Genomic DNA, 22450 nt, shown 5'->3' on the forward strand with positions numbered 1-22450 from the left:
TTACGGGTGCGTGATCGCGGGCAGGCTATCGGTTGGTCGCGGTCGGCGTCTCGCCTGACGGTCGTGTCGGCCCGACCGTGCTCGCGCGTACGACGAGTCGGTGCGGTGCGCGCAGCTCCACACCGGGCAGCGGTGTGCGGCTGGCGATCCGCAGCAGCAGCCGCTCGACGGCGGTTGTCGCGATCCACTCCTTGTCGGGGGAGATCGTGCTCACCGGCGGATTCGAGTAGGCACCGTCCTCAATGTCGTCGTAGCCGATCACCGCGATGTCCTCGGGCACCCGCAATCCGCGCGAGGTGAGCACGTGCATGGCGCCCAGTGCGACGAGATCGCTGTAGCAGAACACGGCGTCGGGCGGCTGCGGCAGGTCGAGCAGATGTCGCATCGCGCCGGCCCCGTCGGCCCTGTTGAACCGTGGAGTCGCGATGATGAGCTCCTCACGTACGGTCACGCCGCGCCGCTCGTGCGCTGCGCGGAACCCGCGGGTCCGCAGCTGTGCGGCCTCACCCGTGGGGTAGGGCTGGTCCCCGATCGCGGCGAGGCGCCTCCGGCCGAGGTCGAGCAGATGTTCGGTGGCCTGCCGGGACGCCTCGACGTCGTCGATGCCGACGTGGTCGAACGTGCCCTGACTGGTCCGTTCGCCAAGGATCACCAGCGGGAGACTGGGATCGTGGTCGGCCAGCGCCTGCTGGTCGAGACCGAGCGGGCTGAAGATGACGCCGTCGAAGAGCAGCCGGCTGCGGCCGTGGCTGATGAGCATCCGCTCGTGATCGGGGTCGCCGTCGGTCTGGTCGATGAGTACGTTGTATCCCTGCACGCGAGCGGCCCGGATGACGCCCTGTAGCAGCTCCGAAAAGTACGGTGTGTCGAGGTACGGCACGACGAGGGCGATCTGTCCGGATCGGCCCTGGGCGAGGTTGCGGGCCAGGACGTTGGGTCGGTAATTGAGCTGCTCGACGGCTTGCATGACGCGCGCTCGAGTGCGCTCGGTGACGTTGGCGTAGCCGTTGACGACGTTGGAGACCGTCCGGCTCGAGACACCGGCTAGTTGAGCGACCTCACGTAGGGTGACGTCCCGCCGCATGTCGGCCTTCCTTTCGATCCCGAAGGCCGTCGCAGGTTTCCAACAGGTTACCCCTTGCCGTCCATCGATGGTCCGGGCATGCTGTCTTGCAGCGCTGCAAAGACGATACTGGATGTGCCACGGGCGCCGGTCGCGGCGTGTGCCACGCGGGACACGTCGTGCTCTGAGTGGCCGGTCACGGTGTGCCAGCACCGCGACCGGCCCGGTGGCACATACACGCATCGGCTGCGAAAGCAGTCGATCTCCGACGGAGGAGTTCAGTGAGTGCCAGGAGTTCCAGTCTAGGACGTCGGCACCTCGCCGTGACGGTGGCGGTCGTCACCGCCCTGTCGCTGGCGGGGTGCGGTTCGGACGGCGGCGAAGAGCAGGACGGCCCGGTCACGATTACGGTGTGGGCGTGGTATCCGGCGTTCCAGGGTGTGGTCGACCTGTTCAACCGGACGCACACGGATATCAAGATCGAGTGGACCAACGCAGGCACCGGCCAGGACCAGTACACCAAGTTGCAGACCGCGTTGAAGGCTGGCAAGGGTGCGCCCGACGTGGTGATGCTCGAGTTCCAGGAGCTGCCGACCTTCCAGCTCACCGGGCACCTGGTCGACATGAGCGCGTACGGGGCCAACGATCTCAAGGGCAACTACGTCGACTGGGCGTGGAAGCAGGTCAGCAACGGTGCGGCCGTCCACGCGATTCCCGTCGACGCTGGGCCGATGGCGATGCTGTACCGGCAGGACATCTTCGAGCAGTACGGGCTGACCGTGCCGACGACCTGGACCGAGTTCAGGGAGCAGGCCGAGAAACTGAAAGCCGCCGCTCCCGAGAAGTACATGACGGACTTCGGGGCGAACGACGGTGGTTTTATGACCGGACTGATGTGGCAGGCCGGCGCCCGGCCGTTCGGATACGACGTGGCTGACCCGCAGCATATCGATGTTAACGTTAACAGTGAGCCTGCGAAGAACGTCATGTCGTATTGGGAGGACATGGTCGACGCTGGCCTGGCCGACACCACCGCGTACGGAACGACGGACTTCTACAACGGGTTGGCCAGCGGGAAGTACGCGACCTACCTGGCGGCGGGGTGGGGTCCGGGCTATCTGGCGAGTGTGGCGAAGACGACGGCCGGCGCGTGGCGCGCGGCACCGTTGCCTCAGTGGACCGCCGGGGACGACGCCCAAGGGGACTGGGGCGGCTCGTCGTTCGCCGTGACCGATCAGACGGAGCACCCCGAGGAAGCCACCCGGGTCGCCATGGAGATCTTCGGGAGCGACAAGGATGCCTGGAAGATCGGGATCGACGAGGCGTTCCTCTTCCCGACCGCAACACCGATCTTGGAGTGGGACTATTTTCTTACCAAGGAGTACGAGTTCTTCGGCGGGCAGAAGGTCAACGAGGTCTTTGTGCCGGCGTACAACGGGATCGAAGAATTTCAGTGGAGTCCGTTCAACAGCTACAGCTTCAGCCAGTTGACCACTGCGGTAGGACAGGCGGTGGAAGAGGACACCTCCTGGCCGGGCGCGCTTGACACGGTTCAACAGAACCTTGTCACGTACGCGTCGAATCAAGGATTCCAGGTCTCCCGATGACCCGGATCCGACCCCTCCCCGTGGCCACCGACCCGGTGGCCACGGGGCCCACGGGCCCCACCGTGCCCGGTGGTGGCCGGCGTCGGACGGCCGTCCGACGCCGGTTCGACCGGCAGGCGGCTGTCGGATGGTTGTTCGTCGCACCGTTCGCGACCCTGCTCCTCGTGTTCCTGCTGCTACCGATGGTGTACGCGTTCAAGCTCAGTCTGTACCGCTCGACGCTGGTGCAGGGCGAGGTGTTCGCCGCGTTCGACAACTACCGCCAGGCCTTCGCTGATCCGGAGTTCCGCTCGGGGGTCTTGCGGGTGCTCGTCTTCGGGCTCGTGCAGACGCCGGTGATGATCGGTCTCGCCCTTGTCCTGGCTCTGTTGGTCGATGGCGTCAGTTCGCGCTTCGCCCGGATGCTGCGGCTGGCGGCGTTCGTCCCGTACGCCGTACCGGTGGTCATCGGCACGCTGATGTGGGGCTTTCTCTACAGCCAGAACACCGGACCGTTTAGATTCACCGGGATCGACTTCGTCGCGGGCGACACCGTTCTGGCCTCGCTGGGGAACCTCGTCGTCTGGCAGTGGGCAGGCTACAACATGATCGTGCTGTATGCCGCGCTGCAGGGCGTGCCGCGGGAGATCTACGAGTCCGCGAGGATCGACGGTGCGGGGGCGGTGCAGGTCGCGCTGCGGATCAAGGCACCGATGATCTCCGCGGCCCTGGTGCTGTGCACCGTGTTCACGATCGTCGGCACCCTCCAGTTCTTCACCGAGCCGCTCATCCTGCAGCCACTCAACCCCGGCGCGATCACCAACAGTTACACACCCAACGTCTACGCCTACAATCAGGCGTTCTCGTACCAGCAGTACAACTACTCGGCGGCGATTTCCTTCCTGCTCGGCGTGGTGGTCTTCGTCGGTTCGTACATCTTCCTGTTCGCCACGCGCAAGAGGAGTTCGCTGCGATGAGCGCCCCCGTCGCGACGACCTCCTCGCCGACGGTGCGGCGCAGCCGCGGTACGGTCGGCACGCACCTGGTGATGGCGCTGTTCGTGGCGTACTTCCTGTTGCCGTTCTGGTGGCTGCTCGTCGCGGCGACCAAGGACAACGACGGGTTGTTCGGCTCGGAACCGCTCTGGTTCGCCGATCTGCATCTGGTCGACAATCTCCGACTGCTGTTCACTCAGGACGACGGACTCTACCTACGCTGGATGGGCAACTCGGCGTTGTACGCCGCGACCAGCGGCGTCGGGGCTACCGCGATCGCCGCCCTGGCCGGCTACGCCTTCGCCAAGCTGCGCTTTCCGGGTCGCAACGCGCTGTTCGCGCTGCTGCTCGGCCTCATCATGGTGCCGGCCACGGCCCTGGTCCTGCCGACGTACCTGCTGATGGCCGAGGTCGGGCTGGTCGACTCGGTGTGGGCGGTGATCCTGCCCTCGTTGCTCAACCCGTTTGGGGTGTACCTGTTGCGCGTCTACGCTCATGACTCGGTGCCCGACGAGATGCTCGAGGCCGCCCGCATCGACGGCGCGGGGGAGTTCCGGGTGTTCCGGAGCGTCGCGCTGCCCGCCATGCGACCGGCGTTGGTCACCGTCCTGCTGTTTACCATGGTGGCGAGCTGGAACAACTTCTTCCTGCCGCTGGTGATGCTCAGTGATCAGAACCTCTACCCGCTGACCGTCGGCCTGCGGTCCTGGTACCTGTCGGCGACCATCGGCAACGGTGGACCAGCTCTGTTCAACGTCATCGTCATCGGCTCGTTGGTCGCGATCGTTCCGCTCATCGCCGCGTTTCTGCTGCTGCAGCGCTACTGGCGAGGCGGGCTGACCATCGGCTCCCTCCGATGACGTACACCTGCCAACCGTGGGCGCCGGTGACGCCGCGACCACCGTTCCGACAAGGACATCCATGCACCTCGCTCGCCTCGCCCTGGATCCGGCCGCCGTCGTGGCCCCGGTCAACCGCCGCACCTTCGGTACGTTCGTCGAGCACATGGGGCGGTGTGTCTACACCGGAATCTACGAGCCCGGTCACCCGTCCGCCGACGCGGACGGGTTCCGGACCGACGTCTTGGCCCTGACCCGCGAACTCGGTGTCACGGTGGTCCGCTACCCGGGTGGCAACTTCGTCTCGGGGTACCGGTGGGAGGACGGGGTCGGGCCGAGGGACCAGCGCCCCCGTCGACGCGATCTCGCCTGGCGCAGCATCGAGACGAACGAGATCGGCATCGACGAGTTCGTCCGGTGGGCCGACAAGGCGGACGTCGAGATCATGTACGCGGTGAACCTGGGCACCAGGGGAGTGCAGGAGGCTCTCGACGTACACGAGTACGTCAACCACTCCGGCGGCACCCACCTGGCCGAACTGCGACGGGCCAACGGCGCGGACAAGCCGTACGGCATCCGGATGTGGTGCCTGGGCAACGAACTCGACGGTCCGTGGCAGCTTGGTCACAAAAGCGCCGAGGCGTACGGGCAGCTCGCTGCCGCCACCGCTCGGGCGCTGCGCGCGGCGGAACCGGACCTGGAACTGATTGTCTGCGGAAGCTCCGGTTCCACGATGCCGACGTTCGGCTCGTGGGAAGCCACTGTCCTGGAGCACACCTATGATTTGGTGGACTACGTCTCGTGCCACGCCTACTACGAGGAACACGACGGTGACGTCGGGTCCTTTCTCGCCTGCGCCACCGACATGGACCACTTCGTCAACAGCGTCGTCGCCACCGCCGACAGCATCGGCGCCCGGCTGCGTAGCAAGAAGAAGATCCAACTGTCGTTCGACGAGTGGAACGTCTGGTATCTCTCCCGCTTCCAGAACCAGCCGCCGGTCGACGACTGGCGGGTCGCCCCGCGGGTCATCGAGGACGAGTACAACGTCGCCGACGCCGTGGTGGTCGGCAACCTGCTCATCTCCCTGCTGCGGCACAGCGACCGGGTGACTGCCGCGTGCCAGGCTCAACTGGTCAACGTGATCGCCCCGATCCGCACCGAACCCGGCGGGCCCGCCTGGCGGCAGACCATCTTCCATCCGTTCGCCCGAACGGCCGCACTGGCCCGCGGCGACGTCCTGCGTACGGTGGTGGACGGCCCCGCGTACCAGACTGACCGTTACGGCGCTGCCCCGGTGGTCGACGCGGTCGCCACCTATGACGCGGCGACGGACGTCGTGGCGGCGTTTGTCGTCAACCGTGACCAGGCCCGGTCGGTGGAACTCACCATCGACCTGAGTCGGTTCGGCGCGGGAGCCTGGAGTGTGGAAGCGTCGACTCTGCACGACGACGACATCCGGGCCACCAACACCGCGGGACGCCCGGACCGGGTGGGGCTGCGCACCAACCGGCAGGTCTCGACGCATCCTGGCGGTGTCCGGATCGTGCTGCCGCCGGTGTCGTGGACAGCCGTGCAGTGCTCGTCGATCCGGTCCACCGACGGGCTGAGCGACGGCTGATTCCCACCATCGGCGACTGGGCCGACGATACAGCGCGGCGGTGTCCGGCAGCTCGGTGCCGGACGTCGCCTGCCGCTGCGCTTGACCCCTGTCTCGGACTGTCGGCGGCGGTATCCATGTGACTGGTATCGGTGCGTTCCATGGCGGTCGCACTACCTGAAAAAATCGACCGAAGTCAAAGCGTTAGGCGCTTGACAGGGGTCGATGTTAACGCGAACAATTGAAGTAACGCGAGCGTAATGATCCTGTTGCGATCCGTAGGCGTGCGCGCGCCGTCTGCGCGGGCGGTCGATTCGGCGGAGACGGTCACTCCCTCCCGGGTGGTGAACTGTCACCCTAGATATCGACCAACAACAATATAATGTTGGTGTAGTAGGCCGTGTCGAACTCGATGAAGGAGGTTTCGATGACGAGGTTGGATCGGGTGCCGCGGGTGGGTTCGCGGTGGCGTGGTGTGCGGGTGGGGGTCGTCGCGGGTGCGGCGGTGTTGGTGTTGGCGGGTACGGGGGTGGTGTTCGGGTTGCCGTCGGCGTCGGCGGCGACGGTGGACACGTCGGCGTCGTATGTGTTTGTGAATCGGCACAGTGGTAAGGCGATGGATGTGTATGACTGGTCGACGGCGGAGAACGCGCCGGTGAATCAGTGGGCGCGTAATGATCTTGCGGTGCAGCAGTGGCAGTTCGTGGATGCTGGTGGTGGGTTCTACAAGGTGCGGTCGCGGCACAGTGGGAAGGTGCTGGAGTTGCCGAGTGCGGCGGATGGGACGCAGTTGGTGCAGTCCACTGATCGGGGGTCGGCTACGCAGCAGTTTCGGTTGGTGGATTCGGCTGGTGGTTTCGTGCGGTTCGTGAACCGGCAGTCGAGCAAGGTCATTGATGTGTGGGAGTGGTCGACGGCGGATGGTGGCCGGCTGGCCGGGTATGCGGATCTGGACGGCGCCAACCAGCAGTGGCAGCTGATCCGGCTGGGCGGCGGGACCGCCCGGACGTTCACCAACCCGATCAAGCGCAACGGGCCCGACCCGTGGCTCCAGGTGCACAACGGCGTGTACTACCTGGCCACGACGACGTGGAACTCGACGATCACCATGCGCCGGTCCACCACCCTCGCTGGGCTGGCGACGGCCCCGGATCAGGTGATCTTCAACCTGGCCGGCCGGCCCAACGGCTGCTGCAACATGTGGGCACCGGAGTTCCACCTGATCAACGGACCTAATGGACCACGGTGGTACTTCTACTACACGGCCGGGCAGAACGTGGCCGACTTCAACCCGACGCAACGGCTGCACGTACTCGAGAGCGCCGGGACCGACCCGATGGGACCGTACACGTTCAAGGCCGATCTGGGCAGCGACTGGCAGCTCGACGCGAGCATCCTGACGGTCAACAACCGGCTCTACCTGATGGGTACGTACAATGCCGGCGGCAGCTACGGGCAGAGCCTGTTCATCACGCCGATGAGCAACCCCTGGACGCTGAGTGGCCCACGGGTCCGACTGAGCTCCCCCACCCTGTCCTGGGAGCGCCAGACCCATCCGGTCAACGAAGGGCCGGAGCCGCTGTACCACGACGGGCGCACAATGATCGTCTACTCGGCGAGTGCCTGCTGGGGTCCGGACTACAAGCTCGGCCTGCTCACCTTCACCGGCAGTGACCCACTCAACCCGGGGCACTGGACAAAGGCACCGAACCCGGTGTTCCAGCGCGACAACGCCAACGGCGTCTACGCTCCCGGGCACAACGGGTTCTTCAAGTCGCCCGACGGCACCGAGGACTGGATCGTCTACCACGCCAACGACTCGGCTGGCGGCGGCTGCGACATGAACCGGTCCACCCGAGCTCAGAAGTTCACCTGGAACGCGGATGGTACCCCCAATTTCGGCACGCCTGTCCAGCTCGGGGTCACTCTTACCGCTCCCTCAGGCGAATGAACCGCCCCCGTGTCCCAGGCGGTACGCCCACTCAGATCCCCGTACCAGGTCCGCCTCGCCGGGCCGGAGATGAGTAGTTCGATGGTTTCTCGACGCACCCTGCTGGCTACCGGAGCGTCCGCCGCGGTGGTCGCTGGCACCGACATCCTGCTCCGTGGTGCGACACCGGCCTTGGCCGTTCCGCCCTACGGCGGCTACGTCATGGGCTACTTCACCGAGTCGCCCTCGTCGCTGGCCGACAACTACGGTCTTCATCTGGCCGTCAGCACCGACGGTCTGCACTGGACCCCGCTAAACCAGAACAACCCGGTCGTCACACCCACCGCCGGCACGGGCGGTCTGCGCGACCCGTTCATCATGCGCAAGCAGGACGACACCTTCGTGGTGCTCGCCACCGACCTCAACGGAAAGGACTTCACCCAGCAGAACCAGTACATCCACATCTGGGACTCTTCTGACCTGCTGAGCTTCACCGGCTACCGCCGGGTGCGGATGCATACGATGCCGACCCATACCTGGGCACCGGAGGCGTTCTGGGACTCATCAAGGGGCCAGTACGGGATCCTGTACTCCGCCAGGAGCGGCAGCCGGGACGCCTTCTACGTCAACTACACCACGGACTTCCGTACCGTGAGCGCTCACCAGCTGTACTTCGACCCGGGTTTCGACGTGTTGGACGCCACCATGCACGTCGGCAGCGGCATGAACTACCTGTACTACAAGAGCTTCACCGACGGCCGGCTATACGGCGCCCGGTCCGGCAGCCTCGCCCCGCGTAGCTTCGACCGGGGTACGTACACCAGTGGCGTCGTCAACGGTGGTATCGAGGCGCCCATCGTGGTCAAGGCCAACGACCGTGACGAATGGTTTCTCTGGGGTGATTCGTTCTCCCCGAACAACGGTGAACTGTACGTGTGGCGTAGCGGCGACATCAACAGCAACAGCTGGACGCCACTTGGCAAGGAACGCTACACCCAACCGCTCAATGCCAAGCATCCCACCATCGCGCCGATCACCACCGCTGAGCAGGCGGCGATGCTGTCGCGGTGGGGGGCACCTGCCTGGAACCGGATCAAGTCGTACAACTTCCCGGACCACCTGATCCGGCACGCCAATTACGCGGTACGGATCGACCCGTATCCGTTCGACCCTTACGCCGACGCCCAGTGGCGCCTGCGGCCCGGCCTGGCGAACTCCTCGGGAGTGTCGTTCGAGTCGGTCAACTACCCCGGTCAGTACCTGCGGCACAGCAACTACGTCCTGGGCCTGGCTGCCAACGACGGTTCCGCCGTATTCGCCGGCGATGCCACCTTCTACCGGACGGCCGGGCTCGCGGACTCCGGATGGAGCTCGTTCCGCTCGCACAACTTCTCTGACTACTACATTCGCCACGCCAGCTATGTCCTACGTATCGACCCGCTCACCAACTCGTCGAGTGCGGCCGACCGTGCGGACGCCACGTTCCAGATCGGGTACTGAGCGGAACGCCCGGGTCGGTGGCGCGGTACGCGACGTCGACCCGGCTCGTCCCGTGGAGACAGCGGCGTTGTCCGCCCCGGGTGCCGTCGCATCGTGATCGTGTTCCGACCAGCTGTTCGTCGAGTTGGTGAGCGCGATCCGGCAAAACCACAGTTTCACTCTTGGTGCGGTTTCGGTCACCTGCGTTTTCAGTTGACCACCAAATTCGAGGCCGTACCGACTCGATGAAGGAGGTTTCGATGACGAGGTTGGATCGGGTGCCGCGGGTGGGTTCGCGGTGGCGTGGTGTGCGGGTGGGGGTCGTCGCGGGTGCGGCGGTGTTGGTGTTGGCGGGTACGGGGGTGGTGTTCGGGTTGCCGTCGGCGTCGGCGGCACCGGTGGACACGTCGGCGTCGTATGTGTTTGTGAATCGGCACAGTGGTAAGGCGATGGATGTGTATGACTGGTCGACGGCGGAGAACGCGCCGGTGAATCAGTGGGCGCGTAATGATCTTGCGGTGCAGCAGTGGCAGTTCGTGGATGCTGGTGGTGGGTTCTACAAGGTGCGGTCGCGGCACAGTGGGAAGGTGCTGGAGTTGCCGAGTGCGGCGGATGGGACGCAGTTGGTGCAGTCCACTGATCGGGGGTCGGCTACGCAGCAGTTTCGGTTGGTGGATTCGGCTGGTGGTTTCGTGCGGTTCGTGAACCGGCAGTCGAGCAAGGTCATTGATGTGTGGGAGTGGTCGACGGCGGATGGTGGCCGGCTGGCCGGGTATGCGGATCTGGACGGCACCAACCAGCAGTGGCAGCTGATCCGGCTGGGCGGTACGACGCCCACCACGCCCGGTGGGACCACCGTGCCAACTCCGCCGACGGGGACACCACCACCGGCCTACCCTCAGCCGGGCAGGGTCTCCGGAGACGTCGGCGTCCACGATCCCACGGTGGTCAACCGACCCGACGGCACGTACCTCGTCGCACACACCGGTGACAACATCGCGCTGAAGACCTCCACGGACCGGGTCACCTTCCGAAACGCCGGCATGGTCTTCCCCGCCGGGGCCCCGTGGACCACCACGTACACCGGCGGTGCACGTAATCTGTGGGCCCCCGACCTGTCCTACCGCAACGGCCGCTACTACCTGTACTACTCGGCGTCGACCTTCGGCTCCAACCGATCGGCGATCTTCCTGGCGACCAGCACCACCGGCGCGTCCGGGAGCTGGACCAACGAAGGCCTCGTCGTCGAGTCGCGCACCTCGGACAACTTCAATGCGATCGATCCGAACCTCATCGTGGACGACCAGGGCCGGTGGTGGTTGAGCTTCGGCTCGTTCTGGTCGGGCATCAAGATGATCCAGATCGACCCGGCCACCGGACGGCGGCTCGGCACGGCGATGCACAGTCTCGCCAACTACGGCCCAGGCATCGAAGCACCCGTGATGGTCAAGCGAGGTGCCTGGTACTACCTGTACGTCTCGTTCGACCGTTGCTGCCAAGGGGCCAACAGCACGTACCGGATCATGGTCGGCCGGTCGGCCAGCCCGACCGGTCCGTTTGTCGACCGCGCCGGCCGGGACATGCTCTCGGGTGGGGGCACCCAGATTCTCGCCTCGCACGGCGGCATCAACGGCCCTGGTCACCAGGCGGTCCTCGCTGACAGCGACGGTGACTACCTCTTCTACCACTACTACGCCAACAACGGCGCGGCGCTGCTCGGCATCAACCGCATCGGCTACGACGCGGCTGCCTGGCCCTACGTGTACTGATCCGGCCGCGTGTACTGATCCAGCTGGTCCCGGTGGACACCTTCGCGGTGCCCACCGGGACCAGCTTCGACTCCGGTGTATGGCGGACGGACGTCCGACGCGGGAGCCGGGCGGTCAGCCGGTGCCGTCCGTGGTCGGGCGGACCACCTCGATCTCGAAGGCGTAGCGGTCGCCCCGGTACGTCGACATGGCCCGTTCCACCGGGCGGTCCCGCTGGTCGTAGGCGGTCCGCTCGACCAGCAGGGCCGGGCTGAAGGCCGGCACCTGCAGCAGGGTGGCTGTCGCCTCGTCCAGGACCGTGGCCCGGATGGACTGCTCCGCCCGGACGAGCCGGATGTGGTAGTGGTCCCGGAGCAGGTCGTAGAGCGAGTTGTCGAACGGCCGGTCGAGCAGCTTTGGGACGAGCGCGGCCGAGAGGTAGGTGTGCTCGATGCACATCGGGACGCCGTCGGCGGTGCGGACCCGTTCCAGGTGCACCACCTCGTCCGCCGGGCTCAGGCCCAGCGCGAAGCCGACGTTCGCGCCGGCCGGTATCGACTCGGCGGTGCGTAGGTGCGAACCTGGGGTCAGGCCGCGGCGACGCATGTCGTCGCTGAATGACGTGAGTTCGATGCTCTTCGTGATGGCCGGTCGGGCCACGAAGGTGCCGGCGCCGCGTACCCGGTAGACGCGCCGCTCGTTTTCCAGGCGTTCGAGGGCCTGACGCACGGTCATCCGGCTGACGCCGAACTCCTGGGCCAGTTCGCGCTCGGTGGGCAACCGTTCGTCCGGGGCGAGCTCGCGTTCGATGAGGTTCTGCAGGTGGCTGCGGAGCAGCTCGTGCTTGGTCGCGGTCATCCGAGGTGTCAGCTCCAGGGGGCGGCTGGTCTAAACCAAAATGATACTAGCGCGACGCTGCCTGCCGGTCTACGCTACCCGCACTGACAATTGGACTAGACCAGAGATGATCTTTGGAGGTGCACGTGAGACGCGAATCTTTCCGGCGGGCCACCGCCGCGGCGGTGGCCGGCGTACTCGCCACAGCGCTCGGTGCCTGTGGCGGCTCGGACGGCGGCGACGACGACAAGGTCGAGGTGGTCTTCTCCTACCTGTGGGCCGGTGCGGAGGCCGAGGCGCTCGAGGAAGTCATCGCCGACTTCAACGCCAGCCAGGACGAGATCGAGGTCCGAGGGGTCTCCAACCCGGACTTCCAGAAGCAGCTGACGTCGATGTCCGGCGCGCAGGGCAGCTTCGACATCTCCGACCACTTCGGCAACGGCGTCGGGGCCTGGGCCAGCAAGGGCATCCTGGCCCCGCTGGACGACTTCATCGAGGCCGACGGGCTCGACACCGACGACTTCGTGCCGGCGGCGATGTCCCAGATGATGTACGAGGGCCAGACCTACTCGATGCCGATCGCCCTGCACGCGCAGATGCTGATGTACAACAAGAAGCTCTACGCCGAGGCTGGCATCGACGGTCCGCCGGAGACCACCGAGGAGTGGGCGGAGCAGATCGCCAAGCTCACCAAGCGGGACGCCGACGGCACGATCACCCAGCTCGGCTACGCCAACGCCGAGATCAACACATCGTTCACCACGCTCGGCTTCATGTTCGGCGGCGCCTGGGACGACCAGTCCGGCCGGCCCACCCCGGCCGACCCCGGCAACGTCGCCGGCCTGGAGTTCTACACCGAGAACATCCCCGGCACGTACGGCGTGGCGGAAGTCCGTGACTTCACCTCCGGCTTCGGCGAGTACGCCTCCGCGCAGAACCCGTTCTACGTCGACAAGGTGGCCACCATCATCGACGGCGAGTGGCAGTCGGTGTTCATCGACCAGTACGCCCCCAACCTGGACTGGGGCGTGGCGCCGCTGCCGTACCCGGCGGCGCAGCCGGAGCTCGCCGGCACCACCCAGGTCACCACCAGCACGCTGTTCATCCCGCGCAACGCCAAGCACCCCGAGGAGGCGTGGGAGTTCATGAAGTACCTGCTCTCCGAGGACGCCATGGTCCGGTTCACCCTGGCGCTGGGCAACCTGCCGGCCCGGATCTCGCTGCTCGACGACCCGCGCTACGACACCCTGCCGCAGTTCTCGACCTGGCTCGACGCCCTGCGCAGCCCGAACGCCCAGTCGCTGGCCAGCACGCCGTGGTCCGCCGAGTACACCAGCGACCTCGGTCAGGCCTTCGACGACATCGCCCAGCAACGCACGTCGCCCGCCGAGGGACTCGCCGACGTGGCGGACAAGGCCAGCTCCTATGCCCCGTAGGTCCACGACCTCGCGACGCCAGCTCCGGTTGGGGCTGGCGTTCGCGAGCCCCTGGCTGGTCGGCTTCGTGGTGCTGATCCTCGGACCGATCGTCGCGTCCGGGTACTACAGCTTCACCGACTTCAACCTGTTCCAGCCGCCGACCTTCGTCGGCGTCGACAACTACCGCACCATGGTCGGTGACGAGCGGTTCACCAAGGCACTGTTCAACACGCTGTATCTGACCGTGTTCGGCGTACCGCTCGCGCTGGCGCTGTCGCTGGGGTTCGCCCTGGCGCTCAATTCGCGGGTACGCGGCCTGCCGCTGTACCGGGCCATCGTCTACCTGCCGACGATCATCCCGATCGTGGTCAGCGTGTACGTCTGGCGTTGGCTGCTCAACGCCCAGTACGGCTACTTCAACCGGATCCTCGGCCTGCTGCACCTGCCGCAGCCGAACTGGTTGGAGGACCCGACGTTCACCAAGCCGGCGATCATCCTGATCGGGCTGTGGATGGTCGGCGGCACGACCGTCATCTACCTGGCCGCGCTCAAGGACGTGCCGAGCGAGACCTACGAGGCGGCGCTGGTCGACGGGGCCGGGCCGTGGCAGCGGTTCCGGGCGGTGACCTGGCCGGCGATCAGCCCGGTGACCCTGTTCCAGCTGATCGTCGGGCTGATCACCAGCCTGCAGCTGTTCACCCAGCCGTACCTGCTGGCGCAGACCCGGCTCAACGCGGCTGCCGGCGGCCCCGACGACTCGCTGCTGACCTACGGGATGTACGTGTACCAGAACGCGTTCGTGTTCCTGAAGATGGGCTACGCGTCGGCGCTGGCCTGGGTGCTGTTCCTCGTCACGCTCGCGGTCACCGCGGTCCTGATGCTCACCTCGCGGCGATGGGTTCACTATGGATAGAAAAGCGCGGTTCGCCGGCCGCCACGCGCTCGTCTGGGCGATCGCGCTCGGCATGCTGTTCCCGTTCATCGTCATGATCGGCACCGCCCTGAAACCGCCCACCGAGGTGTTCTCGCTGCCGCCCCGGCTGCTGCCCGAGCAGTGGGAGTTCGGCAACTTCGAGGCGGCCCTGTCGGCGATGCCGTTCTGGCGCTACCTCGGCAACACCCTGCTGGTCTCCGGGCTCTGCGTCGTCGGCAGCCTGGTGTCCTGCCCGCTGGTGGCGTACTCCCTGGCGAAGCTGCACTGGCCCGGACGTGGCCTGATGCTGGCGCTCGTCCTCGGCTCGATGATGCTGCCGCCGCAGGTGACCCTCGTCCCGCTGTACCTGCTGTGGAACAAGCTCGGCCTGGTCGGCACCTACTTCCCGTTGATCGTGCCGAGCTTCTTCGGCATCCCGTTCTTCATCTTCATGCTCCGCCAGTTCCTCGTCGGGATTCCGGACGAACTGCTCGACGCGGCGCGGCTCGACGGTGCCTCGGAGTTCCGGGTCTACTGGCGGATCGTGCTTCCGCTGGCCCGGCCGGCGCTGGCCACCGTGGCGGTGTTCCAGTTCGTCTGGACCTGGACCGACTTCCTCAACCCACTCATCTACCTCAGCGACAGCAGCCAGTACACGCTGTCGGTCGGGCTGTATGCGTTCTTCTCCGAGCACGGCGTCGACTGGGGCCCGTTGATGGCGGCCAGCGTCATGTTCACCCTCCCCGCCTTGATCATTTTCCTGCTCGGGCAGCGGTACTTCGTCGAGGGCATCGCGACGAAGGGACTGAAGTGACCGCAGCCGCACCAACCGCGAAAGGAACGTCCATGCCGTACCAGGCGATCAGCGGCACCTTCCTCGACGAAATCAGCGTCGACATCCCGTCCCAGAACTGGGGCGAGCGGGAATGGGCCCGCGAGTTCGACACCTTCGTCGAAGCCGGGATCGACACCGTCGTGCTCATCCGGCTCGGCCTGGGCGAGCGGCTGGCCTGCCCGAGCCGGGCGGTTACCGACCGGCTGCCCGCGCTGCCGGTCCACGTCGACCTGGTCCAGCTCTTCCTCGACCTCGCCGCCGAACGCAACATCGACTTCTTCCTCGGCCTGTACGACTCGCACTACCACTGGTACCGCTACGACTGGCGGACCGAGGTCGACATCAACCTCGCCGTCATCGACGAGATGTGGCAGCGGTACGGCGGGTCACCGGCGCTGCGCGGCTGGTACCTGCCGCACGAGACCACCGACACCAGTCTGCGGATCCTCGACATCAACACCACCCTCGCGGCCCGGCTGCGCGAGATCAGCGAGCTGCCGATCCTGGTGTCGCCGTTCTTCCACGGCCGCGCCGACATGGCCACCAGCACCGACCCCCGGCAGCGGCCCCGCTCGCCCGAGGAGCACGTGCGGATCTGGGAGGAGATCTTCCAGCGGTACGCCGGACTCGTCGACTACTGTGCGTTCCAGGACGGCACCGTGGAGCTGGCCCGCTCGGCCGAGTACTTCGCCGCGACCGCCGAGGCGGCGAGCCGGCACGGCATCGCCTCCTGGGCCAACATCGAGACCTTCGACCGGGACATGCCGATCCGGTTCCCCCCGACCGACTGGCGCAAGCTCGCGCACAAGCTCGACGCGGTCCAACCGTACATGGAGAAGATCATTACCTTCGAGTTCTCCCACTTCCTCAGCCCCAACTCGGTGTGGCCGGCGGCCCGCAACCTCTACGACCGCTACGGCGAGTTCCTCACCTCCCGGGGTGCCCGATGATCCCGTCGCAGGACCCGGTGACCCCGCCGCACGACCCGGCGGCGCCGCAGCTGGACCCGATGGCCCCGCCGCAGGACCCGGCGGCCCTGCGGCTGGATCCGGTGGCGGCGATCGCCGGCGGCCTGGTCGTCTCCTGCCAGGCCCCCGAGGGGCATCCGCTGCGGGTGCCGTCGGTCATCGCCCGGCTCGCCGCGTGCGCCGCCCTCGGTGGTGCCGCCGCCGTGCGGGTCAACCACCCCGACGACGTACGGGCCGTGAAGTCCGTAGTGGATCTTCCGGTGATCGCGCTGCACAAGGAGCGGGCCGCTGACCGCGACCTGATCACCCCACGCTGGGAGCTGGTCGAATCGCTCGCCGCCGCCGGTGCCGACGTCGTCGCCGTCGAGGCCACCGGACGGGGCGAGCTGCCGGTCGACGCCCTGGTCGCCCGCGTCCACGGGCAGCTCGGCCTGCCCGTGATGGCCGACGTGGCAACCGTCGACCAGGGCACCGCCGCCTGGGCGGCCGGCGCGGACCTGGTGGCCACCACACTGTCCGGGTACACCCCGGACAGCCCACGGCAGGAGGCCCCCGACCTCGACCTCGTCGCGGCGCTCACCGCCGCCGGGGTCCGCGTCGTCGCCGAGGGCCGGTTCGCCACCCCCGACCAGGTGCGTGCCGCCTTCGCCGCAGGCGCGTACGCGACGGTCGTCGGAACCGCGATCACCGACCCGGTCGCGCTGACCCGGGGCCTCGCCGCAGCCGCTCCACGCCCGGCCAGCCCGACCAGCCCGACCGGCCCGACCGGCCCGACCGGTGCCGCCGGCGCAGACAGTTCGGCCAGCCTGGCTGGGCAGCACTGATGGCGGCAGCCATGGCCGGCACCGGCGGTCCGGTCACCATCGGTGTCGACATCGGAGGTACGAAGATCGCCGCCGCGCTCGTCGGCGTCGACGGCGCTGTCGGCCCACTGCGCCGGGTGCCGACGCCGGCCGCCGAGGGCGCCACCGCGGTACTCGCCGCCGCGATCGATGTGGCTCGTCAGGCCGGGCGGGACGCGGCTGGAACCCCGGTCGCCTGCGGGGTCGGCACTGCTGGCGCCGTCGACCCGGCGGGTCGGGTCACCCACGCCACCGACACCCTGCCCGGCTGGCGGGGCACCGACGTGCGGGCAGCGTTCACCGCCGCCCTCGGCCTGCCGGTCGTGGTGTGCAACGACGTACACGCGATGGCCGCCGGTGAGGCATGGTGCGGCGCCGCCGCCGACGCCCGGGACGCGCTCGTCGTCGCCGCCGGCACCGGCATCGGCGGCGCGATCGTGGTCGGCGGCGACGTGGTGGTGGGCCGGCACGGGTTCGCCGGCAGCGTCGGGCATCTGCCGGCCGCCCGGCACCTCGGCCGACGTTGCGGTTGCGGCGCGGTCGACCACGTCGAGGCGTACGCGGCCGGCCCGGCGATCGCCGCCGAGTACGCGGCCCGGACCGGTCGCGGCGCGGCACCGCCCCTGGAGGAGGTCGCGGCGGCGGCGGCTGCCGGCGGTGATCCGGTCGCGGTCGAGGTGACCGACCTGGCCGCCCGGGTGCTGGGCGAAGGGCTGGCAACCGCCGCCAACCTGCTCGATCCCGAGGTGGTCGTCCTCGGTGGCGGCGTCGTCGGACTCGGCGACCGGTTCGTCGCCGGCGTGCGCGCCGCGCTGCACGCGGCGGCGCTGCCCGGGATCGACCGGCTGCCGGTGCGTACCGCCCGGCTCGGCGACGCCGCTGTGCTGGCCGGCGCCGCGCTACTCGCCGGCCGGGTCCTCACCGGCCGGATCAGCGCCGGCCGAGGTCGATGACGGGCTCGGCGCCAGTCGCCGCGTCGCCACCTTGTCCGCCCGTACCGCCGCCGCTGGCCGCGGTGGGCTGGGCCGGTTGTCGGTCTGGACAGAGCCACAGCGATCCGATCGCCAGGGCCACCAGCAGGTGTACGGCGGACTCGCCGCCTCCTCTGTGGATCCAGCCCGGCCAGCCCGGCATGACGCCCAGCAGCAGTTCGCGCTGCGCGTCGATGTCCGGTGCGATGACGAACGACAGGGCGATCAGCGCCACGGTCGACGTGCTGAAGCCGACGACCAGGCCCACCCGGCACAGTCGGGGCCGTCGCCGGGGCCCGACGGTCAGCGCCCATACCGCCAGGCTGCTCACGGCCGCGATTCCGAGCATCGGCAGGTACGGGGTCTGTGGCGAGGTGATCCCGGCCAGGGTGTTGTTCAGGTCGAAGACCGCACCGGCCCGCAGCCCGGTCGCCTGGATGCTGAGCACCCCGACGACGCCGACGAGCAGGGCGCCGAGCACCGCCCCGTACAGACCCCATAGCACGCTTCTCACCCGACGGACCCTCCTCCTTGCACCCGGTGCACCCGACGCCGCGACACGCCGAACACAGTATCTGGTGTTGCGTCTTCTGGCTTGCTCCCATATATGGTGTACCCCGCAGCTGGTTCGGCCGCCCCTCGGCGGTGGTCGAGGTAAGAGGGAACCCGGTGTGAGTCCGGGACTGCCCCGCAGCGGTGAGTGGGAACGACCGCCGTCACCGAGCACTGGACCCGTGGCGGGTCCGGGAAGCGACGGCCAGTAGGTACGAGCACGACGCCCACGAGTCCGAAGACCTGCCAGCGTGCCGCACGCGTCGCGTGCGGTGGTCGAAGGCCGCGCGGGACGGCCGACGCCGACGACCGGTCCACGCCGGCGGAGCAGACCGCCAGGTGGGTGACCGGTGGCGTCCTCCCCGCGTGTCCGTCGACCGGTGGACAGGCACGACGAGGGGAACCGATGCAGGTACGCAAGCGCAACGGCGACACCGAACCGGTGGACGTCAACAAGATCGTCAAGGCGGTCGAACACTGGGTCGCCGACCTGGACGAGGTCGACCCGCTGCGGGTGGCGACCCGGACGATCAGCGGACTGTACGACGGGGCGACAACCGCCGAGCTGGACAAACTGTCCATCCAGACGGCGGCGGAGCTGATCGGCGAGGAGCCGCAGTACTCGAAACTGGCGGCCCGGCTGCTCGCCGCCTACGTGGACAAGGAGGTCCGCGGCCAGCAGGTGGCCAGCTTCAGCCAGTCGATCCGATACGCCCACGGCCTCGGGCTGATCGGCGACGACACCGCCGCCTTCGTCGCCCGCAACACCCGCAAACTCGACGACGCCGTCGACGTCGACGGCGACCTGCGCTTCGAGTACTTCGGGCTGCGTACGGTGGCCGACCGTTACCTGCTGCGGCATCCGCAGACCCGGCTGGTGGTGGAGACGCCCCAGTACTGGCTGCTGCGGGTGGCGTGCGGGCTGTCCCAGACGCCGGCCGAGGCGATCGACTTCTACCGGCTGATCTCCAGCCTGGCCTATCTGCCCAGCTCACCGACGTTGTTCAACTCGGGCACCCGGCACACCCAGATGTCGTCGTGCTTTCTGGTCGACTCGCCGCGCGACGAGCTCGACTCGATCTACGAGCGTTACCACCAGGTGGCGAAGCTGTCGAAGTTCTCCGGCGGGATCGGCATCTCCTGGTCGCGGATCCGTGGCCGGGGCGCGCTGATCCGGGGCACCAACGGCAGGTCGAACGGCATCGTGCCGTTCCTCAAGACGCTCGACGCCGGGGTCGCGGCGGTCAACCAGGGCGGCCGCCGCAAGGGCGCCGCCTGCGTCTACCTGGAGCCGTGGCATCCGGACGTCGAGGAGTTCCTGGAGTTGCGGGACAACACCGGCGAGGACGCCCGGCGCACCCACAACCTGAACCTGGCCAACTGGATCCCGGACGAGTTCATGCGGCGGGTCGAGGCGGACGCCGACTGGTCGCTGATCGACCCGTCCGACGCCCCCGAGCTGCCGGACCTGTACGGCGAGGCGTTCGACGAGGCGTACCGCGCGGCGGAGAAGAAGGCGGTCCGGACGGTCAAGGCCCGCGACCTGTACGGGCGGATGATGCGCACCCTGGCGCAGACCGGTAACGGCTGGATGACGTTCAAGGACGCCGCGAACCGGCTGTCCAACCAGACCGGCGAGCCGGGCAACACGATCCACCTGTCCAATTTGTGCACCGAGATCCTCGAGGTCAACAGCGACACCGAGACCGCGGTGTGCAACCTCGGGTCGATCAACCTCGGCGCGCACGTCACCGCCGACGGCGTCGACTGGGACAAGCTGCGCGCCACGGTCCGTACCGCCGTGGTGTTCCTGGACCGGGTGATCGACATCAACTACTACCCGGCGGTGCAGGCGGCGGCGTCGAACCCGCGCTGGCGGCCGGTCGGGCTGGGGCTGATGGGCCTGCAGGACGCGTTCTTCACGCTGCGGCTACCGTTCGACTCGGCGCCGGCCCGGGAGCTGTCCACTCGCGTCCAGGAGGAGATCTTCCTGACCGCGCTGGAAACCTCCGCCGGGCTCGCCGAACGGTTTGGCCCGCATCCGGCGTACGCCGAGACCCGGGCCGCCCGGGGCGAGCTGCACCCGGACCTGTGGGGTGCCGAGCCGGGCCAGCCCGAGCGGTGGGCCCGACTCCGGTCGACGATCGCCGCACACGGTCTGCGGAACTCGCTGCTGGTCGCGATCGCGCCGACCGCCACGATCGCCTCGATCGCCGGCTGCTACGAATGCATCGAGCCGCAGGTGTCCAACCTGTTCAAACGCGAAACCATGTCCGGGGAGTTCCTGCAGATCAACACCTACCTGGTCGGCGAGCTGAAGGCGCGCGGGCTGTGGACGGCGCCGGTCCGGGAGCAGATCAAGCGGGCCGAGGGCTCGGTGCAGGGCCTCACGGATCTGCCCGCCGACGTGCGGGAGCTGTTCCGTACCGCATGGGAGCTGCCGCAACGGGCGCTGATCGACCTGGCCGCCGCCCGTGCCCCGTACGTCGACCAGTCGCAGTCGCTGAACCTGTTCCTCAGCGCGCCGACCATCGGCAAGCTGTCCTCGATGTACCTTTACGCCTGGAAGTCCGGGCTGAAGACCACCTACTACCTGCGGTCGCGCCCGGCGACCCGGATCCAGCAGGCCACCGTCGGCATCGCGCCGACCGCCGGGCCGACCGTCGCGGCCAGCGCCGACGAGGCGTCTGCCTGCTCAATGGAAAACCCCGAAACCTGTGAGGCCTGCCAGTGACCACCGTCTCCGAAACCAACACCGACGCCGCGACCGCTGACGCCGCCACCGCGACCGCCGCCGCAGCTGCGGGCCGACGGCAGCTGCTGCTCGACCCCGGCATGGACCTGACCCTGCGGCCGATGCGCTACCCGCAGTTCTTCGACCGGTTCCGGGACGCGATCAAGAACACCTGGACGGTTGAAGAGGTCGACCTGCACTCCGACCTGCCGGACCTGGCCAGACTGTCGCCTGCCGAGCGGCACCTGGTGTCCCGGCTGGTCGCGTTCTTCGCCACCGGCGACACCATCGTCGCGAACAACCTGGTGCTCAACCTCTACCAGCACGTCAACTCCCCGGAGGGCCGGCTCTACCTGTCCCGGCAACTCTTCGAGGAGGCGGTGCACGTCCAGTTCTACCTGAACCTGCTGGACACCTACGTGCCGGACGAGCGGGAACGGTTCGCGGCGTTCGCGGCGGTGGAGAACATCCCGTCGATCGCCCGCAAGGCCGAGTTCTGCTTCAGGTGGATCGACTCGATCTTCGAGCTGCGGGAGCTGCGTAGCCGCGCCGACCGGCGGGCCTTCCTGCTCAACCTGATCTGCTTCGCCGCCTGCATCGAAGGGCTGTTCTTCTACGGCGCCTTCGCGTACGTGTACTTCCTGCGGTCCCGGGGGCTGCTGCACGGTCTCGCCTCGGGCACCAACTGGGTGTTCCGCGACGAGTCGATGCACATGGCGTTCGCCTTCGAGGTGGTGGACACGGTCCGCGCCGAGGAACCGGACCTGTTCGACTCCGAAATGGAGCAGCAGGTCAGGCAGATGCTGGCCGAGGCGGTGGAGTGCGAGGTGCAGTTCGCCGCGGACCTGCTCGACCAGGGCGTGTCCGGGATGTCGTTGGCCGACATGCGGGAGTATCTGCAGCACGTCGCCGACCGGCGGCTCGCGGTGCTCGGCATCGAACCGATGTACGGGTCGAAGAACCCGTTCGCGTTCATGGAGTTGCAGGACGTGCAGGAGCTGTCCAACTTCTTCGAGCGGCGGGTGTCGGCGTACCAGGTCGGGGTGACCGGCTCGGTCACCTTCGACGACGACTTCTGACCCGCGTCCCCGCCCGGCCCGCCGCGACCGGCTACCCCGGCCCGGCCGACTGTCCTGCTGG

The 22450-nt window shown here is 67.8% G+C and carries 19 protein-coding genes and 1 riboswitch; of the genes, 15 read left to right on the forward strand and 4 right to left on the reverse strand.

Going from position 1 to position 22450, the window contains the following annotated elements; all coding sequences use genetic code 11:
* Window positions 1-25 precede the first annotated feature (25 nt).
* Window positions 26-1084: a LacI family DNA-binding transcriptional regulator gene (locus tag O7629_RS32005; RefSeq protein WP_278173995.1), complete on the reverse strand. Its 1059-nt coding sequence runs from the start codon at window positions 1082-1084 to the stop codon at window positions 26-28.
* A gap of 302 nt (window positions 1085-1386) precedes the next feature.
* Here O7629_RS32005 and O7629_RS32010 point away from each other — a divergent pair, with 302 nt between their 5' ends.
* The 4 genes from O7629_RS32010 to O7629_RS32025 all read left to right on the forward strand — a co-directional run bounded on the left by O7629_RS32010 (window position 1387) and on the right by O7629_RS32025 (window position 6104).
* The gene (locus O7629_RS32010) at window positions 1387-2670 is read left to right on the forward strand and encodes an extracellular solute-binding protein (RefSeq protein WP_278173996.1); all 1284 of its coding nucleotides are present in this window, start codon (window positions 1387-1389) and stop codon (window positions 2668-2670) included.
* A gap of 164 nt (window positions 2671-2834) precedes the next feature.
* The gene (locus tag O7629_RS32015) at window positions 2835-3626 is read left to right on the forward strand and encodes a sugar ABC transporter permease (RefSeq protein ID WP_278173997.1); all 792 of its coding nucleotides are present in this window, start codon (window positions 2835-2837) and stop codon (window positions 3624-3626) included.
* Window positions 3623-4504: a carbohydrate ABC transporter permease gene (locus O7629_RS32020; RefSeq protein ID WP_278173998.1), complete on the forward strand. Its 882-nt coding sequence runs from the start codon at window positions 3623-3625 to the stop codon at window positions 4502-4504. Before O7629_RS32015 ends, O7629_RS32020 begins: the two co-directional genes overlap by 4 nt.
* A 61-nt stretch (window positions 4505-4565) precedes the next feature.
* Complete coding sequence (locus tag O7629_RS32025; protein WP_278173999.1) at window positions 4566-6104, forward strand: alpha-L-arabinofuranosidase C-terminal domain-containing protein; 1539 nt, start codon at window positions 4566-4568, stop codon at window positions 6102-6104.
* 336 nt (window positions 6105-6440) lie between these two features.
* Here the strand turns inward: O7629_RS32025 and O7629_RS32030 are convergent, their stop codons facing one another.
* Entirely contained in the window at window positions 6441-6656 is a 216-nt protein-coding gene (locus tag O7629_RS32030) for a hypothetical protein (protein WP_278174821.1), read from the reverse strand.
* Window positions 6657-6669: 13 nt separating this feature from the next.
* Here O7629_RS32030 and O7629_RS32035 point away from each other — a divergent pair, with 13 nt between their 5' ends.
* The 3 genes from O7629_RS32035 to O7629_RS32045 all read left to right on the forward strand — a co-directional run bounded on the left by O7629_RS32035 (window position 6670) and on the right by O7629_RS32045 (window position 11261).
* A complete protein-coding gene (locus tag O7629_RS32035) occupies window positions 6670-8034 on the forward strand; it encodes a family 43 glycosylhydrolase (protein WP_278174790.1) in 1365 nt (454 codons plus the stop codon).
* Window positions 8035-8115: 81 nt separating this feature from the next.
* On the forward strand, window positions 8116-9513 hold the full coding sequence (locus tag O7629_RS32040; protein WP_278174000.1) for a glycoside hydrolase family 43 protein: 1398 nt from the start codon (window positions 8116-8118) through the stop codon (window positions 9511-9513).
* Window positions 9514-9752: 239 nt separating this feature from the next.
* Window positions 9753-11261 (forward strand): family 43 glycosylhydrolase, encoded by a 1509-nt coding sequence (locus O7629_RS32045; RefSeq protein WP_278174002.1) that lies wholly within the window; start codon window positions 9753-9755, stop codon window positions 11259-11261.
* A 114-nt stretch (window positions 11262-11375) separates the two neighbouring features.
* On the opposite strand, the gene O7629_RS32050 is transcribed toward O7629_RS32045, so the two are convergent.
* Window positions 11376-12098, reverse strand: coding sequence for a GntR family transcriptional regulator (locus O7629_RS32050; RefSeq protein WP_278174003.1), 723 nt, complete (start codon window positions 12096-12098; stop codon window positions 11376-11378).
* Window positions 12099-12223: 125 nt separating this feature from the next.
* Here O7629_RS32050 and O7629_RS32055 point away from each other — a divergent pair, with 125 nt between their 5' ends.
* From O7629_RS32055 to O7629_RS32080, 6 genes are read left to right on the forward strand one after another with little or no spacing between them, the layout of a single operon-like run.
* On the forward strand, window positions 12224-13513 hold the full coding sequence (locus O7629_RS32055; RefSeq protein WP_278174005.1) for an ABC transporter substrate-binding protein: 1290 nt from the start codon (window positions 12224-12226) through the stop codon (window positions 13511-13513).
* Window positions 13503-14408, forward strand: coding sequence for a sugar ABC transporter permease (locus O7629_RS32060; protein ID WP_278174007.1), 906 nt, complete (start codon window positions 13503-13505; stop codon window positions 14406-14408). Before O7629_RS32055 ends, O7629_RS32060 begins: the two co-directional genes overlap by 11 nt.
* Window positions 14401-15222 (forward strand): carbohydrate ABC transporter permease, encoded by an 822-nt coding sequence (locus O7629_RS32065; RefSeq protein WP_278174010.1) that lies wholly within the window; start codon window positions 14401-14403, stop codon window positions 15220-15222. Before O7629_RS32060 ends, O7629_RS32065 begins: the two co-directional genes overlap by 8 nt.
* A 32-nt stretch (window positions 15223-15254) precedes the next feature.
* The gene (locus O7629_RS32070) at window positions 15255-16193 is read left to right on the forward strand and encodes a DUF4434 domain-containing protein (protein WP_278174012.1); all 939 of its coding nucleotides are present in this window, start codon (window positions 15255-15257) and stop codon (window positions 16191-16193) included.
* Complete coding sequence (locus O7629_RS32075) at window positions 16190-17035, forward strand: putative N-acetylmannosamine-6-phosphate 2-epimerase (RefSeq protein WP_278174014.1); 846 nt, start codon at window positions 16190-16192, stop codon at window positions 17033-17035. The genes O7629_RS32070 and O7629_RS32075 overlap by 4 nt, the downstream gene beginning before the upstream one ends.
* On the forward strand, window positions 17035-18006 hold the full coding sequence (locus O7629_RS32080) for an ROK family protein (protein ID WP_278174016.1): 972 nt from the start codon (window positions 17035-17037) through the stop codon (window positions 18004-18006). The genes O7629_RS32075 and O7629_RS32080 overlap by 1 nt, the downstream gene beginning before the upstream one ends.
* Here O7629_RS32080 and O7629_RS32085 read toward each other — a convergent pair.
* A complete protein-coding gene (locus tag O7629_RS32085) occupies window positions 17984-18538 on the reverse strand; it encodes a hypothetical protein (RefSeq protein ID WP_278174018.1) in 555 nt (184 codons plus the stop codon). The two genes, O7629_RS32080 and O7629_RS32085, sit on opposite strands and share 23 nt — an antisense overlap.
* Window positions 18539-18631: 93 nt before the next feature.
* Window positions 18632-18842: riboswitch (cobalamin riboswitch) on the forward strand.
* 140 nt (window positions 18843-18982) lie between these two features.
* Between O7629_RS32085 and O7629_RS32090 the strand changes: the two genes are divergently transcribed.
* Both O7629_RS32090 and O7629_RS32095 read left to right on the forward strand, forming a co-directional pair.
* A complete protein-coding gene (locus O7629_RS32090; RefSeq protein ID WP_278174020.1) occupies window positions 18983-21310 on the forward strand; it encodes a ribonucleoside-diphosphate reductase subunit alpha in 2328 nt (775 codons plus the stop codon).
* Window positions 21307-22389, forward strand: a complete 1083-nt coding sequence (locus O7629_RS32095; RefSeq protein ID WP_278174021.1) for a ribonucleotide-diphosphate reductase subunit beta — start codon at window positions 21307-21309, stop codon at window positions 22387-22389. Before O7629_RS32090 ends, O7629_RS32095 begins: the two co-directional genes overlap by 4 nt.
* The last annotated feature ends 61 nt before the right edge of the window (window positions 22390-22450 follow it).

It is taken from the genome of Solwaraspora sp. WMMD792, from assembly GCF_029626105.1.
Taxonomy (GTDB): Bacteria; Actinomycetota; Actinomycetes; order Mycobacteriales; family Micromonosporaceae; genus Micromonospora_E.

Excerpts from the sequence above, each read along its gene's own strand:
- O7629_RS32025 (WP_278173999.1), top strand. The coding sequence starts at position 4,566 with ATGCACCTCGCTCGCCTCGCCCTGGATCCGGCCGCCGTCGTGGCCCCG.
- O7629_RS32045 (WP_278174002.1), top strand. The coding sequence starts at position 9,753 with ATGACGAGGTTGGATCGGGTGCCGCGGGTGGGTTCGCGGTGGCGTGGT.
- O7629_RS32070 (WP_278174012.1), top strand. The coding sequence starts at position 15,255 with ATGCCGTACCAGGCGATCAGCGGCACCTTCCTCGACGAAATCAGCGTC.
- O7629_RS32080 (WP_278174016.1), top strand. The coding sequence starts at position 17,035 with ATGGCGGCAGCCATGGCCGGCACCGGCGGTCCGGTCACCATCGGTGTC.
- O7629_RS32005 (WP_278173995.1), bottom strand. The coding sequence starts at position 1,084 with ATGCGGCGGGACGTCACCCTACGTGAGGTCGCTCAACTAGCCGGTGTC.
- O7629_RS32090 (WP_278174020.1), top strand. The coding sequence starts at position 18,983 with ATGCAGGTACGCAAGCGCAACGGCGACACCGAACCGGTGGACGTCAAC.
- O7629_RS32020 (WP_278173998.1), top strand. The coding sequence starts at position 3,623 with ATGAGCGCCCCCGTCGCGACGACCTCCTCGCCGACGGTGCGGCGCAGC.
- O7629_RS32065 (WP_278174010.1), top strand. The coding sequence starts at position 14,401 with ATGGATAGAAAAGCGCGGTTCGCCGGCCGCCACGCGCTCGTCTGGGCG.
- O7629_RS32060 (WP_278174007.1), top strand. The coding sequence starts at position 13,503 with ATGCCCCGTAGGTCCACGACCTCGCGACGCCAGCTCCGGTTGGGGCTG.
- O7629_RS32075 (WP_278174014.1), top strand. The coding sequence starts at position 16,190 with ATGATCCCGTCGCAGGACCCGGTGACCCCGCCGCACGACCCGGCGGCG.
- O7629_RS32050 (WP_278174003.1), bottom strand. The coding sequence starts at position 12,098 with ATGACCGCGACCAAGCACGAGCTGCTCCGCAGCCACCTGCAGAACCTC.
- O7629_RS32040 (WP_278174000.1), top strand. The coding sequence starts at position 8,116 with ATGGTTTCTCGACGCACCCTGCTGGCTACCGGAGCGTCCGCCGCGGTG.